Annotated in this window: 16 protein-coding genes; 5 read left to right on the top strand and 11 right to left on the bottom strand. The window is 65.8% G+C overall.

Translation table 11 applies throughout. From position 1 onward, the window contains the following. Positions 1 to 404: 404 nt before the first annotated feature. Positions 405 to 1,154 carry a sulfotransferase family protein gene (locus ACXAD2_RS26050; protein ID WP_475177091.1) on the top strand — a complete coding sequence of 250 codons (750 nt, stop codon included), beginning with the start codon at positions 405 to 407 and terminating at the stop codon, positions 1,152 to 1,154. 143 nt (positions 1,155 to 1,297) lie between these two features. On the opposite strand, the gene ACXAD2_RS26045 is transcribed toward ACXAD2_RS26050, so the two are convergent. From ACXAD2_RS26045 to ACXAD2_RS26020, 6 genes are all read right to left on the bottom strand, one after another. Continuing rightward, complete coding sequence (locus ACXAD2_RS26045) at positions 1,298 to 1,858, bottom strand: type 1 glutamine amidotransferase domain-containing protein (protein WP_475177088.1); 561 nt, start codon at positions 1,856 to 1,858, stop codon at positions 1,298 to 1,300. Between the two features lie 180 nt (positions 1,859 to 2,038). After that, a complete protein-coding gene (locus tag ACXAD2_RS26040; protein ID WP_475177086.1) occupies positions 2,039 to 2,977 on the bottom strand; it encodes an SMP-30/gluconolactonase/LRE family protein in 939 nt (312 codons plus the stop codon). Then, positions 2,974 to 3,909 (bottom strand): ABC transporter permease, encoded by a 936-nt coding sequence (locus ACXAD2_RS26035; protein WP_475177085.1) that lies wholly within the window; start codon positions 3,907 to 3,909, stop codon positions 2,974 to 2,976. The genes ACXAD2_RS26040 and ACXAD2_RS26035 overlap by 4 nt, the downstream gene beginning before the upstream one ends. A gap of 10 nt (positions 3,910 to 3,919) precedes the next feature. Then, complete coding sequence (locus tag ACXAD2_RS26030) at positions 3,920 to 4,849, bottom strand: ABC transporter permease (RefSeq protein WP_368667692.1); 930 nt, start codon at positions 4,847 to 4,849, stop codon at positions 3,920 to 3,922. A 1-nt stretch (position 4,850) separates the two neighbouring features. Then, the gene (locus ACXAD2_RS26025; RefSeq protein ID WP_475177082.1) at positions 4,851 to 6,281 is read right to left on the bottom strand and encodes a sugar ABC transporter ATP-binding protein; all 1,431 of its coding nucleotides are present in this window, start codon (positions 6,279 to 6,281) and stop codon (positions 4,851 to 4,853) included. 6 nt (positions 6,282 to 6,287) lie between these two features. Beyond that, complete coding sequence (locus ACXAD2_RS26020) at positions 6,288 to 7,310, bottom strand: substrate-binding domain-containing protein (RefSeq protein ID WP_475177081.1); 1,023 nt, start codon at positions 7,308 to 7,310, stop codon at positions 6,288 to 6,290. Between the two features lie 295 nt (positions 7,311 to 7,605). On the opposite strand from ACXAD2_RS26020, the gene ACXAD2_RS26015 reads away from it, so the two are divergent. The 3 genes from ACXAD2_RS26015 to ACXAD2_RS26005 all read left to right on the top strand — a co-directional run bounded on the left by ACXAD2_RS26015 (position 7,606) and on the right by ACXAD2_RS26005 (position 10,635). After that, the gene (locus ACXAD2_RS26015; RefSeq protein WP_475177079.1) at positions 7,606 to 8,751 is read left to right on the top strand and encodes a GAF domain-containing sensor histidine kinase; all 1,146 of its coding nucleotides are present in this window, start codon (positions 7,606 to 7,608) and stop codon (positions 8,749 to 8,751) included. Further along, a complete protein-coding gene (locus tag ACXAD2_RS26010) occupies positions 8,748 to 9,473 on the top strand; it encodes a response regulator transcription factor (RefSeq protein ID WP_066110153.1) in 726 nt (241 codons plus the stop codon). The genes ACXAD2_RS26015 and ACXAD2_RS26010 overlap by 4 nt, the downstream gene beginning before the upstream one ends. Before the next feature lie 256 nt (positions 9,474 to 9,729). Then, on the top strand, positions 9,730 to 10,635 hold the full coding sequence (locus tag ACXAD2_RS26005) for a LysR family transcriptional regulator (RefSeq protein ID WP_164180532.1): 906 nt from the start codon (positions 9,730 to 9,732) through the stop codon (positions 10,633 to 10,635). 83 nt (positions 10,636 to 10,718) lie between these two features. Here ACXAD2_RS26005 and ACXAD2_RS26000 read toward each other — a convergent pair whose 3' ends face one another. Further along, entirely contained in the window at positions 10,719 to 11,405 is a 687-nt protein-coding gene (locus tag ACXAD2_RS26000; RefSeq protein ID WP_475177078.1) for a TetR/AcrR family transcriptional regulator, read from the bottom strand. Positions 11,406 to 11,507: 102 nt separating this feature from the next. On the opposite strand from ACXAD2_RS26000, the gene ACXAD2_RS25995 reads away from it, so the two are divergent. Further along, positions 11,508 to 12,413 (top strand): LysR family transcriptional regulator, encoded by a 906-nt coding sequence (locus tag ACXAD2_RS25995; RefSeq protein ID WP_066110148.1) that lies wholly within the window; start codon positions 11,508 to 11,510, stop codon positions 12,411 to 12,413. A gap of 27 nt (positions 12,414 to 12,440) precedes the next feature. Here the strand turns inward: ACXAD2_RS25995 and ACXAD2_RS25990 are convergent, their stop codons facing one another. The 4 genes from ACXAD2_RS25990 to ACXAD2_RS25975 all read right to left on the bottom strand — a co-directional run bounded on the left by ACXAD2_RS25990 (position 12,441) and on the right by ACXAD2_RS25975 (position 15,513). Continuing rightward, positions 12,441 to 13,427 (bottom strand): OmpA family protein, encoded by a 987-nt coding sequence (locus tag ACXAD2_RS25990; RefSeq protein WP_475177074.1) that lies wholly within the window; start codon positions 13,425 to 13,427, stop codon positions 12,441 to 12,443. Then, positions 13,399 to 13,968 (bottom strand): peroxidase-related enzyme, encoded by a 570-nt coding sequence (locus ACXAD2_RS25985; protein ID WP_475177073.1) that lies wholly within the window; start codon positions 13,966 to 13,968, stop codon positions 13,399 to 13,401. The genes ACXAD2_RS25990 and ACXAD2_RS25985 overlap by 29 nt, the downstream gene beginning before the upstream one ends. Before the next feature lie 4 nt (positions 13,969 to 13,972). Next, positions 13,973 to 14,698, bottom strand: coding sequence for a GNAT family N-acetyltransferase (locus ACXAD2_RS25980; protein WP_475177072.1), 726 nt, complete (start codon positions 14,696 to 14,698; stop codon positions 13,973 to 13,975). 89 nt (positions 14,699 to 14,787) lie between these two features. Then, positions 14,788 to 15,513, bottom strand: coding sequence for a competence/damage-inducible protein A (locus ACXAD2_RS25975; protein WP_475177069.1), 726 nt, complete (start codon positions 15,511 to 15,513; stop codon positions 14,788 to 14,790). Positions 15,514 to 15,723 lie beyond the last annotated feature (210 nt).

Genomic DNA, 15,723 nt, shown 5'->3' with positions numbered 1-15,723 from the left:
GGGCGGGAGGCGCTTGCGGTTAAAAATTCGTTGCCAGAGCCCGCGGCTGAGGGCAGCATGACGATCAGCGGGGCTCGCATTGGAAACTCCGAGGGGAATTAACCCTTCTCCGACGACCCCGGGGCTGCTTTGAAGGCCGACGGGCCTCACATTGCGCATCACTCTCGTGGCGGTCACCTGACCGCTACGCCGCGTCTCAATTACGATGGGGCTCAGCGGGAGAGTAGGGCGCATTGCGAGGCGTGGTGGCGATTTGTATTGAATTTTTTGAGGTCTGGTAAATGCGATTGACTGTAAGAGATAGACCGGTGAGTTGGCCTCGGATACGCCATCGCGCCTCGGTAGAGACACGGCGCGTATTCAAGAAGTTGAGGCGGTTCGGCGAGCCTGCTGGGGAAGGGCGCATGTTGCTGATCCTTGGGTGTCAGCGATCCGGGACAACCATGTTGAGCGAAGTGCTGTCGCAGGATCCGCGAAGCGATGTGTTCCCGGAAAAGAGCGCGCTGAGCGATCCGCAGGATACGCATGGGCTGCGCCTGCGTCCGCTTGAGGATGTGAAGGCGCGGTTGGAGAGGAACACGGCCGACCTAATCGTCCTCAAACCTCTTGTCGAAAGCCAGAATGCCAGAGCGATGCTGGATGGCTTTCCCCAGTGCCGGGCGGTTTGGATGTTTCGCGACTATCGCGATGTGGTGCGCTCGAACCTCCGGATGTTCGGTGAGGATAACGGGCGCCGCGACCTCTCGGCGCTTTTGAACGACCGAAATGACTGGCGCGGAGAGAACCTCTCCGAAGAGACGCTGCGGCGGGTGCGTGAGGCTGTCGAAGAGCCGACCGAAGCCGATGCCGCCGCCCTGTTCTGGTACGCGCGCAACACGCTCTTTTTCCAGCAGGCGCTTGAGGATGACCCGCGCGTGCTTTTGGTCCCTTACGAGATTTTCGTGCAAAATCCCAAGGCGGAAACGGATGCCATCCGACGGTTCGCAGGTGATCAATCTCTAGCGACTGCCGATCGCTATCACGTCTCGTCGAAGTCAGTAGGTGCCGGGCGCGACGTCGCGATCGCCCCTGGGGTGGCGGCGTTGTGCGATGAGATGCTCGCTCGGCTCAATCAAGCGTGGGACACTCAATCGGCGCGTACTGTGGTTCACTGACCCGAGCGCGGAATCGGCGTTGGCGCGGAAAATCCACCTTCCTTGGAGGCTTTCGCGGCAGGGGACAAATCTGTCGCCCTGCAAGCAAAAGGCCGCGCCGGGGGGACCGGCGCGGCCAGGTGTCGCAAAGCGGTACGGAAGGGTTACGCCGCCTTGCGATCGTGTTGACCTTCTTCGATCTCTTCGACGATTTTCGAGACGAAGGCCTTTAGGTCGTCCGGTTTGCGGCTGGTGATGATGCCTTTGTCGCAGGCCACTTCTTCGTCGACCCAATTGCCACCCGCGTTGATCACGTCGGTTTTGATCGACGCGTAGGAGGTGACTTCGCGGCCTTTCACGATGCCGGCTTCGACCAGAACCCAGGGGGCGTGGCAGACGGCGGCGATGACCTTGCCCTCGTTGTGGAAGTCTTTCACGAGGTTGATGACACCCGGCTCCACCCGCAGCAGGTCGGGGTTGATCTGGCCGCCCGGGATCACCAGCGCGTCGTAGTCATGCCAATTGACGTCGGCGATCTTGGCGTCGGCCTCGGCCTCGCGGCCCCAGTCGGTGCCTTCCCAGCCCTTGATGGGTTTGCCGTCGAGCGTGGCCACATGGACCTCGGCGCCTTTCACGCGCAGCTGGTCGCGCGGGAATTCGAGCTCCGACTGTTCGAAGCCATTGGTGGCGATGATCAGAATCTTTGCGGTGCTGATGGCGGTCATGAGGGTCTCCTTCCATCTGTCTTGCAATCAAGGCGCCGTCTTGGGCGCGTCTGGATATGCAACGGGAAGGGCCCGCCCGCTGTTCCGACCTTTCCGGACACGGGTTTTTGAAGGCGGAGGGGGAACCGGAGGCGGGGGGACGCCTCCGGCGGGCGTATTTGGGGAACAATGAAAGCGCGGTCAGGCGCGGGTGCTGCGGGTCCAGGGCTCGGCGCCTTTCACGTCGACGAAGACGCGGTAGACCGAGCTTGTCGCGGTGATATACATGCGCTGGCCGTCGGGCCCGCCGAAGCAGAGATTGGCGACCACCTCGGGCACGAGGATCTTGCCCAGCAGCGTGCCGTCCGGCGCGAAGCAATGCACCCCGTCCCCCGCCGAGGACCAGAGGTTGCCCTCGATGTCGCAGCGCATCCCGTCGGGCAGGCCGCAGTCGAGCGTGGCGAAATCGCCGAGCGGCGTGAGCGCGGCGCCCTCCACCGCGTATTTGCGGATCACCGAGGGCACGCTGTCGTCATGGCTCGAGCCGCTTTCGGCCACGTATAGGAGGCTCTCGTCCGGCGAGAAGCACAGGCCGTTGGGCTGCGCGAAGTCCGAGATCACCGGCACCGGCGCGCCGCCCTCGGGCGAGATGCGGAAGACATGGCGGGCGGTTTGCTCGGGCTCGGCGCGGTTGCCCTCGAAGTTCGAGATGATGCCGTAGGTCGGGTCGGTGAACCACACGGCACCATCAGAACTGACCACCACGTCATTGGGCGAGTTGAGCCGTTTGCCCGCGTGCTCGGAGGCCAGCACGGTGAGCGATCCGTCGTGCTCGGTGCGCACCACGTCGCGCGTGCCATGGCGGCAGCCCACCAGCCGCCCCAAAGGATCGCGGGTGTTGCCATTGTTGAACTGGCTCTGCGCGCGGAAGGTGCTGAGCCCGCCGCTGGGCCCTTCGGTCCACTGGTACAGCGTTTGCGAGGGGATCTCGGAGAAGATCAGCGCGTTTCGGTCGCCGAACCACACCGGCCCCTCGGTCCATGTGAAACCGGTGCAGAGCCGTTCGAGCTTGCCCATCGGATGGACGAGGCGGCGAAAGCGCGCGTCATGGATTTCCAGATGTTCGGGCGTGCGGATCATCGCTGAACCCTCCTCGTGCTGGCGGCAATCACGATGCCGATGATGATGAGACCGGTCAGCACCATGCGCACCCCGGCGCCTGCGCCGTAGGAGTTGAGCATGGAGACGACGAGGAACATGAAGAGCGAGGCGCCCCAGACGCCGGGCACATTGGAAAAGCCCCCGGCGATGGAGGTGCCGCCTATGACCACCACGGCGATGGACATCAACAGGTATTCCGCCCCCATGTTGAGCGCCGCGCCGCCCGAGAAGCTGGCCAGCAGGTAGCCGGCGATGGCGGCAAAGACGGTGACGGCCACATAGGTCGCGGCGCGCACCGCTTCGACCGGCACCCCGGCAAGCCGCGCGGCGCGCAGGTTCTGCCCGGAGGCCAGCAGCCAGCGCCCCCAGACCGAGCGTTCGAGCAGCACCCAGATCAGCAGCGACAGGCCGAGCCCGACCAGAGCCACGTTGGGAATGCCCATGGAGCGCCCGGTGGCGAACTCCGCGAGCCCGGCGGGCGGCTTGATCCGCAGCCCGCGGTTCGACCAGATCGCCAGCGACTGATAGACCAGCGAAGCGGCGAGCGTGGCAATGATGGGCGGCAGCCGCAGCAGGTAGATCAGCGCGAAATTGGCCAAACCCGTGCCGAAGCCCACGAGGATCGCCACGCCAAGCCCCATCCACGCCGTGCCCGGATCCGAGCCCATGGCCTTTAGCGCCAGCGTGCCCGAGAGCGTCATCGTGGCCGGGATCGACAGGTCCACATTGCCCGGACCCAGCGTGATCACCAGCATCTGCCCGAGGCCGACGATGGCGGCAAAGGCCCCGAAGCTGAGCGCGGCATAGGCCAGTTCTCCGGCGCCACGCCCCTCGGTGAGCACGACGGTCAGCGCAAAGGCGGCGGCGGCGGCGACCCAGGACCAGATCCAGGGTTTCGAGATGAGTTTCATGCGCGCCTCCTCATGCCTGCGCGTCGCGGCGGGTGAAGAGCAGCCGCGCCGTCAGGACAAGGATCAGGATCGCCCCCTGCGCGCCGATCTGCCAATCGGGCGAGAGCCGCAGGAAGCTCAGGAAAGACGCGGCGAGGGTCAGGGTGAGCGCGCCGATGACCGCGCCCACCGGGCTGACCTTACCGCCGGTGAACTCGCCGCCGCCGAGGATCACCCCGGCGATGCTCAGCAGCGTGTAGCGCAGCGCGATATTGGCATCGGCCGAGGTGGTCAGCCCGACCAGCGCCATCCCGGCAAACACCCCGAAGAGCCCCGCCAGCCCATAGGCCAGCGCCTTCAGTCGCACCACCGGCCAGCCCGCGCGCTGCACCGAGCGGGCGTTGCCGCCGACGCCGCGCAGCACCGTGCCGATGCCCGAGCGGATGATCAGCACATGCGTCACCGCCGCGATGAGCACCGAAGCGCAGACCGCCATCGGCACATAGGGCGGCTTGACGGTCATGAGCGTGCGCAGCCAGCCGGGGCTCGCGCCGCCGGGCGAGGGCAGGATGAACAGAGCCAGCCCTCCCCAGACGAAGGACATGCCCAAAGTCACCACGATGGCGGGCAGGTCGAGCGCGTGGATCACAGCGCCAAGCGCAGCATAGCTCAGCACCAGCGCCAGCAGGATCAGCACGCCCAGCATGGGGCTGTCATTGAGGAAGGTCGCCGTCACGCAGGCCACCAGCGACACGAAGGCACCAAGCGACAGGTCGATGTCATTGACCATGATGATCATCATCTGCGCGATGGTCGCCAGCGCGATGGGCACCGCGAGGTTGAAGAGCAGGTTGAGCCCAAAATAGCTCATCGCACGCGGCTGCATGTAGAAGGTCGCCGCCAGCAGCACCGCCAGCGAGACCACGGGCAAGAGGATCCGGTATTTCGCAAAAAGCTTCATGTCATGCCCCTTCCATCTCGAAAGAGGCCTCGAGGATGCGCTCCTCGGTGATCTCGTCGCCGGTGAGTTCGGCAGAGATCTCGCCGTTGCGGAACACGAAGACGCGGTCGCATTGGCAGACCTCCTCGGTTTCGGTCGAATACCAAAGGAAGGTGCGGCCCTTGGCGGCCTCGGCACGGATCATGGCATAGACGTCCTGTTTGGTGCCGACGTCGACGCCGCGCATGGGATCGTCCATCACCACCACCGGGGCGGAAGAGGCGAGCGCGCGGGCGAAGAGCACCTTTTGCTGGTTGCCGCCCGAGAGCGACAGAATGGGGTTGGTCACGTCATCGGTGCGGATGCCGATACGTTTTTTCCACTCGGCGATGATCTCGGCCTCGCGGGGGCGGTCGACCATGCCGCGTTTGGCGATCTGCGGCAGGATCGAGATCGAGGCGTTGCGCAGAATTGGCCAGAGCGGCAGCACGCCATCCCGGCCCCGATCCCCAGCGACAAAGACCATCCCCGCCTCGCGCGGGCTGCGCCACGAGGAGGTGGCCCCAAGATAGAGCCGCGCCAGCGCCTCGGCCTGCCCATGGCCGGCGAGCCCCGAAAGGCCGACGATCTCTCCTTCGCGCGCGCAGATCCCTTCGAGCGTGTGCACGACTTCCGCGCCCTGCACCCGCGCCGCCTGCGCGGCGGTGCCCTCGGCGGCCACATGGCCCATGGCGTCCACCAGCCCCTGACGGGTGAAGCCTCCGGCGGGCTTCTCGGCGACGACCTTGCCGTCCTTCATCACGAGGATGCGGGTGGCGACCTCGAAAATCTCGCCCAGCATATGCGAGATGAAAATCACCGCACCGCCTTGCGCGCAGAAGGTCTTGATGTGGGCGAGCAACTGTTCTGCGATGCCTGCGTCGAGCGACGAGGTGGGCTCGTCGAGGATGACCAGCCGCGCCTCGGTGCCGCGCGGGGCAAAGCCGATGGCGATCTCGACCATCTGCCGCTCGGCGATGGTCAGCGTGTCGACCGGCGCGTCGGCGTCGATGCCGTGGCCGGGAAACACCTGATCCAGCGCGGCGCGGATCTCGGCGCGCGCAGGGGTGCGCCAGTTCAGCCCGCGAAGCGCGGAATGCGAAATGCGCAGGTTCTCTGCCACCGTCAGGTTTGGGCAGAGCGAAAGTTCCTGAAACACCGAGCGCACCCCGGCGGTCAGCGCGTTTGCCGCCCCCGAGGCGGGAAAGGTGACGGTGCCCGAGGAGGGCGCGAGCCCGCCATTGACCACGTTGACGAGCGTGGATTTCCCGGCGCCATTGTGGCCGACAAGGCCAAGGCAGTCTCCCGGAGAGATGGACAGGCTCACGCCGTCGAGCGCCCTGACCGGACCGAAATGCTTGGCGGCATCGGTCAGGGCGACGATCGGCGCAGCCGCTTGGGCTGCGGTACTCATGATGGCTTACATGGCCTCTTCGATAACGGCCTTGGCGTCGTCGAGCGTGTAGACCGTGTTGGCGACCGAACCCTCGGGCGTGGTCTCGAGCGCGTCGTCGAGCGTGTCCTGCGTCACCTTCAGGAAGGGCACGGTCAGGTCCTTGGGCACCTCGGCACCGTCGAGCACCTGCTGCGCCACCCAGAAGGCCAGCGAAGCCACGCCCGGCGCGATCGACAGCGACATGGTCTCATAGCCGTTGGCATCGCGTTGCTCGGCCCACCACTGCATCTCGTCCTGACGGTTGCCAAGCACGATCAGCGGCGTGTCGCGGCCCGCGGCCTTGAACGCCTGCGCCGCGCCGTAACCGTCGCCGCCCTGCGTCACCACGCCCACGACATCGGGCAGCGAGGGCAGCACGCCCGCCACGGCCTTTTGCGCCACGTCCTGTGCCCAGTCGCCATGCACCGAGCCGACGATCTCGAACTGGCTGTTCTCGCTGACGCCTTCCTCGATGCCCGCATGGATCTCGTCATCCACGAAAACCCCGGCAAGGCCGCGGATCTCCAGCAGGTTGCCGCCCTCGGGCAGACGCTGCGCGAGATACTCGACCTGCTCCTTGCCCATCGCCTTGAAGTCCACCGCGATGCGCCATGCGCAGGGCGCGGTGACGATACCGTCAAAGCTGACAACGGTGACGCCCGCATTGCAGGCCTCTTCGACGGCGCCGTTCAGCGCGGTCGGCGAGGCGGCGTTGAGGATGATCGCGTCATAGCCCTGCAGGATCATGTTCTGGATCTGCGCGGCCTGTTCGGTCGCTTGGTTCTCGGAAGTGGTATAGGCGTCCGCCGCGGCGACGACACCCTCTTCGACAGCCTTCGAGCCGACCTCCTGAAAGGTCTGCAGCATCGCCTGACGCCACGAGTTGCCCGCGTAATTGTTCGACAGCGCGATGCGCTTGCCGGAGGTGTCGGCCATTGCGCCGCCTGCCACCATGGCAAGCCCCGCCGCGCCGAGCAGCATCCGGGTTCCGAAATGGAACTTGGTCATTCTCCCTCCCATCGCCCTTTGCGGGCGCTCACTGGTCGCCCGTCCTCCACGGGCACGCCCATGCTGCCCCTGCGGCAGCTGCCCGTAAAGTGAGCAGCCCGCAGATCGCTTGCGGAAAGCCGCAAGAACTCTGCGGGAAAAGGTGTTTTCTTCTGCGGCGTAACGCGCCATCTTGCGGAGACGCGCAAGAGGAGGCGCGTGGGGAGGCATCATGAATTCACCGCAAGCGGCCCGTGCCGCGCAAGGCAGGTCTGCGCCCGTAGCGCAGGCCGCTGCTGGGCTTGGCAGACAGGCCGTGTTCGACGCGATCAGCGCGCGGCTGTCCGAAGAGGTCGAGATTAGCGCCGCGCTTGCGGCGATCGCGCCGCTTGTCGCCGAGGTGATCCCCTTCACCCATGCCGACATCTGCCTGCACGACAGCCCCGGCTGGGTGGTCAGCTATGAGGCGGGCATCGAGACCCGCTGGTCGCACCGCCGTACGAGAGTGCATTACTCGCCGGTGCGCGATCTGCTGCAGGGCCGTTGCGAGTTGATGATCAGCGCCAATGCCATGGAGGACCCGCGCTATACGTTCCCCGGCGCCTGTTGCGAGCCGATCCTCAACCACCGCCTGCGCGCGCGTATCAATGTGCCGCTGCGGGTTATGGGGAAGGTGACTGGCACGCTCAACATCTCGCATGAGACCGAGGGCTTTTACGACAAGGGTGACGCCGCGCGGCTTCAGCACCTCGGCAATCTTCTGGCCCCGTGGTTCCACGCGCTGCATGCGGCGCGCAAGGCGCAGCAGGCGGCGCATTTCCGTGCTGCCGCGCAGGACGAGGCCGAGGGGCTGCGGCAGGGGGCGCTGGAACTGACCCAGACGCTCGAGCAGGAGCGCCAGCGCATCGGCATGGATCTGCATGACCAGACGCTCGCCGACCTGACGCGGATTCTGCGCGATTTGACCGGCGACGCGCCGCTGGACCGCGATCTGCTTGCCGAGCGGGTCACCGACACGATCGACGATCTGCGCGCGCTCATCGATACCGCGGTGCCGACGCTGCTCGATCTTTTCGGCTACGCCCATGCGGTGCGGGTCCATCTGGAGCGCGCGGTGGGGGCCGAGCCGGTGGAAGTGGACGTCGAGGATGAGACCGATGGCGCGCCGGACCGGCTTGGCTCGACCGCGCGCACCGCGCTCTTTCGCATCACACAAGAGGCGATCAACAACGCCGCGCGTCATTCGGGCGCGCGTCGCATCCTGGTCTCTGTGAGTTCCGAACCCGCCCGGCGCCTGCGCGTCACGATCAGCGACGACGGCAGGGGCATCGGCCCCGAGGTCGGCCGCCGGTCCGGGCTCTCTCATTTGCGTACCCGCGCCCAGCTGATTGGCGCCGATCTTGAAATTGTGGCCGATCGCGGCACCCGCGTGACCGTCACCCTTCCGGAGAACGAAGAATGAAAGTCTTGCTTGTCGAGGACGACCAGTTTCACGCCTCCTATCTGCAGGACGCGCTTGCCGAGGCTCTGCCCGAGGTGACCGAGATGCTGCATGCCTCTGACGGTGCCGCTGGCGAGGCCGAGGCCCGTGACGGCCGCATCGAGGCGGTGGTGATGGATCTGCAGATGGACGGGCGCAACGGCATCGAAGCCGCCCGCGCGATCTGGGCCGAGCGCCCCGGCACGCGCATCCTGTTCTGGTCCAATTATTCCGACGAGGCCTATCTGCGGGGCATCTCGCGCATCGTGCCCGAGGACAGCGCCTATGGCTACGTGCTGAAGACCGCCACCCGCGAGCGTCTGAAACTGGCGCTGCGCGCGGTGCTGATGGAGGGGCAGATCATGGTCGACCGCGAGGTGCACCGGCTGCAGCGTCGCACCGCCTCGCCGCGCAATGCGCTGGACGAGAGCGAATATGCGGTGCTGCTCGATCTTGCGCTTGGGTTGCAGGACAAGCTGATCGCCGAGCGCCGCGGCATGTCGCTGCGCACCGTTCAGAACCGGCTGCTGTCGCTTTACGACAAGCTTGGGGTCGAGGGCGAGGATATGGGCCCGGCGCTGAACAAGCGGGTGAAGGCGCTGTCACGCGCCTTCACCACCCGCACGCTCAACGTCGAGACGCTGGAAAGCGCGCAGCGCGAGTACGAGCGCTGGCTCGCCGGGCGTGCGAGGGCGGTGCACTAGCCGCGGTCTGGCTGGGGGTCCTGATAGACGGGCAGGGCCTTAATTGTGACCATAGGGCGGCGGCGAAGACGGGCGGAGGTCTGAGGCAGGCATGGTCGTTTGAAGGGCGGAAACAGTTCTTCAGCACATTTTACCTTCGGGTTTCGCGCTCAGGCACAGTGCCCATCGAAACCCCGATATTGTCTCCGCTCCGTCCAAGTCCTGCCCCAATCCGAGGTGATACCGATATCAGACGAGCGATTGTGAGGGTATGGGTATGGATCGACTGACCGAAATGGAGGCCTTTGCCATGGTCGTGGACCAAGGAGGGTTCACAGACGCGGCAAAGAAGATGGGGATCTCGAAGTCAGCCGTTTCGAAACATGTCTCTTCGCTGGAGGCCCGGCTGGGCGCGCGCCTGCTCAACCGCACGACGCGCCGCGTCTCGCCGACCGAGATCGGGCTTGCCTATTACGACCGCGCCCGCCGTGTGCTGAACGATGCAGGCGAAGCCGACGCGCTGGTCACCTCCATGCAATCGGCCCCTTCGGGACTGCTGCGCATTTCTGTCGCGACGGATTTCGGGGTGAACCATCTGAGCCCGGTTCTGGGCGAGTTCCTTGCCGAATTTCCCGACATCACCGTCAACATGGTGCTCAACAACCGCTACGTCGAGCTGATCTCGGAAGGCTTCGACATGGCCGTGCGCATCGGCGAGCTGGAAGACAGCACGCTGCGCGCCCGCAAGCTCACCGATACCACCAAACGGATGATCGCCTCGCCGTCTTACTTCCAGAAGTTCGGGCGCCCGATGCGGATCGACGATCTCAACGAGCACAAGCTGCTGCATTATTCCAACCAGTCGTCGGGCAACGTCTGGAAGGTGACCGCACCGTCGGGCGAAAAGCGTCAGGTGCGCACCGCTGGCTGGCTTTCGGTCAACGATGGGCAGTCGCTGCTCAACGCCTGTATCGCGGGTCTCGGCATCGCCTATCTGCCGTCGTATCTTTACGCCGATGCGATGAAGCAGGGGCTTGTCGAAGATGCGATCCCGGATCTGCCGGTCGAGACGCAGGGCATCTATGCCGTTTATCCGCCGGGCCGTTTCACCCAACCGAAGGTCCGCGCCTTCATCGACTTCCTCGTCCATGCCTTCGCCGACAAAGGCCCGCAGGCCTGGTAAACGTTTTTCCTCAGGCTGTTCGATCCAAGCCAACCTGCACCCCGGCGCGACCGGGGTGTTTTTTTCTGGGGGCAGGGTGCCTTCTAGATGGCGGCTGCGATGGCGCCTGCGCCGCTCGCGGGCTGAGACAATCCGCCGAAAAGCATCAAGCTGCGGGCAACAATCCGGTCAGCGCAGTCCGCCGCGCTGGCCCCGGTGTAGACCGCCGGGCGCAGACCGTGGCTGTAGAGGGCGTAGAACGCCTCGACCGCGTCGTCGATTTCAGCGTCGCTGCGGTGTGCGAAGCGGGGCTCATCGCGCAGCGCCTGCCAAAGCGGCGCGAGCGCCTGCCGCAGCTGCAGCCGATTCTCGGCTTCGGTCTCTGCGGGCCATTGCCAGAAATAGGCCTGCATCACGGCCATCAGTTGCGGGTCGGACAGGTCATCCTCGGCGAAGACGGTCACGATGTGGCGCAGCTTTTCCTCGAACGTCGCATATTCGTGCAACGAGCCCGAGAGCCTGTCGATCTGCGCCGCGTTGTTGTCGCGGATCAGCGCATAGAGCAGCCCGGCCTTGGAATGGAAGTAGACGTGAATCATCCCGTGGGTGACCCCGGCGGCGCGGGCGATCTCGGTCACCGAGACATTATGGTAACCGTGCTTATCAAAAAGGCGCCGGGCAGCGGAAATCAGCCGGGCGCGGGTGGCGGCACTCTTTTCCTCTTTGCTGCGATGGCGGGGAGATTTCTGGGTCATGTCACTGAGATTAAGGCACATTTGCGGAAAGTCCATGACATTGTCAGTAACAGTGTAATTAACAATGTTGAAAAACTGTCTTCTGGACTACATAAGCCGCGGCGGGGCACTACCCAGTAAGGTCTTTGGAGAGTCGGAATGGACAAGTTTGCCGAGTTGCGTGCGTTCACACATGTGATGGATCACGGCGGGTTCACCGCTGCGGCAGAAGCACTCGGAATGTCGAAAGCGGCGGTCTCAAAGAATGTTGCTGCGCTGGAACGACGGCTCGGTCTGAAGCTCTTTGAACGCACCACCCGGCAGGTCCGCCCGACCACCGAAGGCAATCACTACTACCGTTGGACCCGGCAGCTGCTGGCCGAGGCCGACTGGGCCGACACCTGCGCGCGCGCGCTGGCAGAGCCGCAGGAGGCCGCGCTGCGCATCGCCGCGCCGGCGGAACTGGTCGAGCATATGATCCTGCCGCGGCTCGGTCGGTTTTTGGCGTCGCATCCCGATGGATCGGTGGTGTTCGAACCCGCCGGGACCGAGGGCTGCGATATGTCCATCTCGACCGAGGCAGGCGACGTGATGGACGGGCGCCCGCTGGCGGTGAGCACCCATGTGGTGGTGGCCTCCTCGCTCTATCTCGCGACGCAGGGCCGCCCCAACAGCGCCAGCGATTTGGCTTCGCATCGGCTGCTGCATCTGCCGTCTGAGCAGGAGAGCGTGATCTGGACGCTGACCGACCGGCGCGGCGCGGACACGCCAGTGACCACCGAGCGGCGGATCGAGCTTTCCGACACCCGCACCGTGCTCGAAGCCTGCCTTGCCGGTCTGGGCATCGCTTGCCTGCCGGATTTCGTGGTGGCGCGGGATCTGGGCGTAGGGCGCCTGACCCGCGTGCTGCCCGATTACGACACCGAACGGCGCGTGGTCGTCTCTCGCACCGAAGTGGGCGGCCCGGCGCGCGAGCTTGCGATGCAGTTCGAAGCCTATCTCGACACGGTGCTGCGCGAGCAGGGCGCTCCGATCTCGGGCCGCGTCGGCGATCTGGTCCCCTGAGGCGTCAAAGCTGAGATCAGTCGGCGGTCACTCCACCGCTGGCAGCAGCACGACCTCGACGCGGCGGTTCTCTTCCCGGCCTTCCTCGACAAGATTGCTTGCCACAGGCGCGAGATAGCCCGCGCCATCGGCCTCCATCTGTGCCGCCGGGATATCGTGGCGCTGCCGCAGATAGCTGCGCGCGGCGTTGGCGCGCTTGCGCGAGATCGCCACATTGGCCTCGGCCGAGCCTGTCGCATCGGTGTGCCCGACGAAAAGCACGCGCCGCGCGGGATCCTCGCGCAGGAAGCCGGCCAGCCGGTCGAGCGAGTCAATCGGCCCCTTTCCGAGCTCATCGGCGCCGGATGCGAAGGCGAGATCGCGCAGGATGGCATGGCCGTTCTCTTCCAGCGTATCGATCAGGTCGCGCTCGGCGCTGGCTACCACGGGCGCTGAGGCGGCGTCCTCACCGCTTTCAGCCTCGGCGGCTCCGGGCACTGCAGGCGCGACGGTTGTGGGCGCATTCGGCGTGACGCGGATCACCTGCAGGAAACCCGCCGCGGGGCTGCGGCTGGCAAGAACGGTGAGGACCTCTCCACCGGGTCCGCGCGCCGCAAGAAAGCGGTAGGCGGTGAGGTCGACATACATCGCCGGCGCGCGCATCACCTCGGTGGCGAAGCGGAAGTCAAAGCCGCCGCAGCTGCGCGCTTCGCAGTCGAGCAGGATGTCCCAGCCCGCATCGACGAACTGCGCGCGCAGCGGGTCGATGATCTGCAGGACCGTCAGCCCCGAGGCGTCCAGCCGCCACGCCTGCCGCTGCACGCGGCCCTCAACGGCGGTGGTGGGCAGCCCCTCCATCTCGGTCCAGGGCGCGACCGGCACGGCGTAGCTGCCGGGATCGGTGATGCGCTCTTCCGCCAGCCGGGCGGTTGCGGGCAGCGAAAGGTCGAGCGCCGCAACTGGCGCTGCACAGAGATGCGACAGCGCGAGGGCAGGGAGGAGGCGTTTAGCGCGCCTGCGTGTGGTAGTCGTCATTCGGCCGCATATCGGTGGCGCTGGCCACCCGGTTGGTCATGTTGAAAAAGCCCGCCACATTGGCGATGTCCCAGATGTCGCGCTCAGAGAACCCCGCGTCGCGCAGGGCCTCGCGGTCATATTCGGCGATCTCGGCGCTGGCCTTGGTCAACTTCTCGGCAAAGCTCAGCATCGCGCGCTGGCGGTGCGGCAGGTCGGCGACGCGCCAGTTCATCACCAGCATCTCGCCAAGCTGCGGATCCCCCGACAATTCGCGGACGGCGGCGCCATGGGCGGTCAGGCAGTAGAAACAGCGGTTGATCGAAGAGACCACCACCGCGATCATCTCGCGTTCCAGCTTGGACAGGCCCGAGTCCGCCAGCATCAACTCGTTGTAGAGCCCGGTGAAGGCGTCGAGCTTGGCGATGTCGAAAGCATGGGCTTTCAGGACGTTGGGCACCATCCCGAGCTTGTCCTCGCAGACGTCGAAATACTTCTGGGTGCGTTCTGGAAGCGGGTCGACCATCGGCAGATCGAGGGCGGTGGGTCTGTCCTTGGTCATGCGCTCAGGTCCCGGGTTTGATGCGGTAGTGGTACTGTCCCACAAGCACCATCCCGAGGGAAGCATAGAGGCCATTGGCCGCTTCGTTGTCGCGCAGGCAGACCACCGACATCCATTTTGCGCCCCGGTCCTCGGCCCAGATCGCGGCGCGGCGCATCATGGCCTTGCCCACGCCCTTGCCGCGGTGCGCGCCCAGAACCTCCAGCGCGTGCACCATGGCGATGCCGTCGTGGATGCCGCAATAGCCCGCCCCGGCAGGCTTGTCGGAGACGCGCCCGAAGAGCGCCGTCTTGGGGCATTCGGCCCGCTCCATCACCCCGACGCGCGCCGGGCCGATGCCGCCTTTGGCCCAGATCTCGCGCATCATCGCCAGCGGCTCCCAGAGCGAGAAGGCGCTCATCCGGTGCGGCGGCGTCTGCGTCAGCCGGGAGATTGGACAGGCCCAAAGGTTGACCTCGTCGATCAGTTCATAGCCGCGCGAGTTGAGCGCCACGTCCAGCGCTGTCTCTCCGGCGCGGATCATGAAGAGCGGCTGCTGCTGCATCATCCGCTGCGCCTGTTCGGCGGCCTGCAGATCGTCGGGGCTCCAGCCGTCCTCGGCGGTGATGCACGACACCCGCTTGCCGCCGCCCGCGCCCTGTCGCAGCAGCCACGGACCTGCGGCCACCTTTGAGGCGGCGGGCCAAGTGGTGTCGATCGTGGCGTAGAGGCTTGGCAGGTCTGGCGTCATCTTGGCACTCTGCCGGCGGCGCGGCCGGTACGGGTTACATCCTTGCCATCATCTATGGCGGCTGTGGCGGGCGAGGGCAATCGGCCCGGTCAGCTTGCGGGAAAGAGCGCGGCGAGGCGCGTCATTGCCGCATCGACGCGCGCACCCTCGGCGCCGCGGATGACGATGTTCGCGCCGTAAATCCCATCTTTCTGGAATGGGTAGGATCCGATCGACAGATCGGGGAAATCCGCCGCGAGCTGCGCCAGAGGTCCGGCGATCTCGCCTTCGCCGCGCTCGATCCGCAGGGATTGCGAGAGCAGCGGCGCGCCGCCGGTCAGCTTCGGCAGCACCGAGGCGACCATCGCCTCGAACACCGACGGCACGCCGGCCATCACATGCACATTGCCAAGGGTGAAGCCGGGCGCGATGGAGACCGGGTTGTCGATCAGCGTCGCGCCCTCGGGAATGCGTGCCATACGCTGGCGCGCCTCGTTGAACTCGCGTCCCGACCGCTCGTAATGCGCGGCCAGCAGATCATAAGCGTCCTGACGCACGCCGATCGACGCGCCAAAGGCGCCCGCCACCGCATCGGCGGTGATGTCGTCATGGGTCGGGCCGATCCCGCCCGAGGTGAAGAGGTGATCGTGGGCGTCTTTGAGCGCGGTGACCGCCGCGACGATGGCATCATGTTCGTCCGCCACCATCCGCGCCTCACGCAGGTCGATGCCGTGCTTCGTCAGTTCCTGCGCCAGATAGTGCATGTTCGAATTGCGCGTGCGACCGGCGAGGATTTCATCTCCGATGACCAGCATGGCGGCGGTGGGATTGGGCATGGTCCGGGCTCCTCGCAGGGCTTTGGGGGTAGGGCGCGCTGATCGCGGCTTGCCCTTGGTATAGGCCCCGGCGCTGAGCTTTCAAACCCCTGCAGTCAAAGGGAATGCCGGCTTTTGTGAGCGTCGGTTGGGCTGCTGGATGCGGGGTTCGCTCGCCCTATGCGTGCGCAACTTGCCGTCACAGTCAGCCGACTGCCTAAAATGCAGGCT

Source organism: Salipiger sp. ABN3_019, from assembly GCF_056158605.1.
Note: the sequence above shows the minus strand (reverse complement) of the source record. Positions and strands in the feature narration are given on the sequence as shown.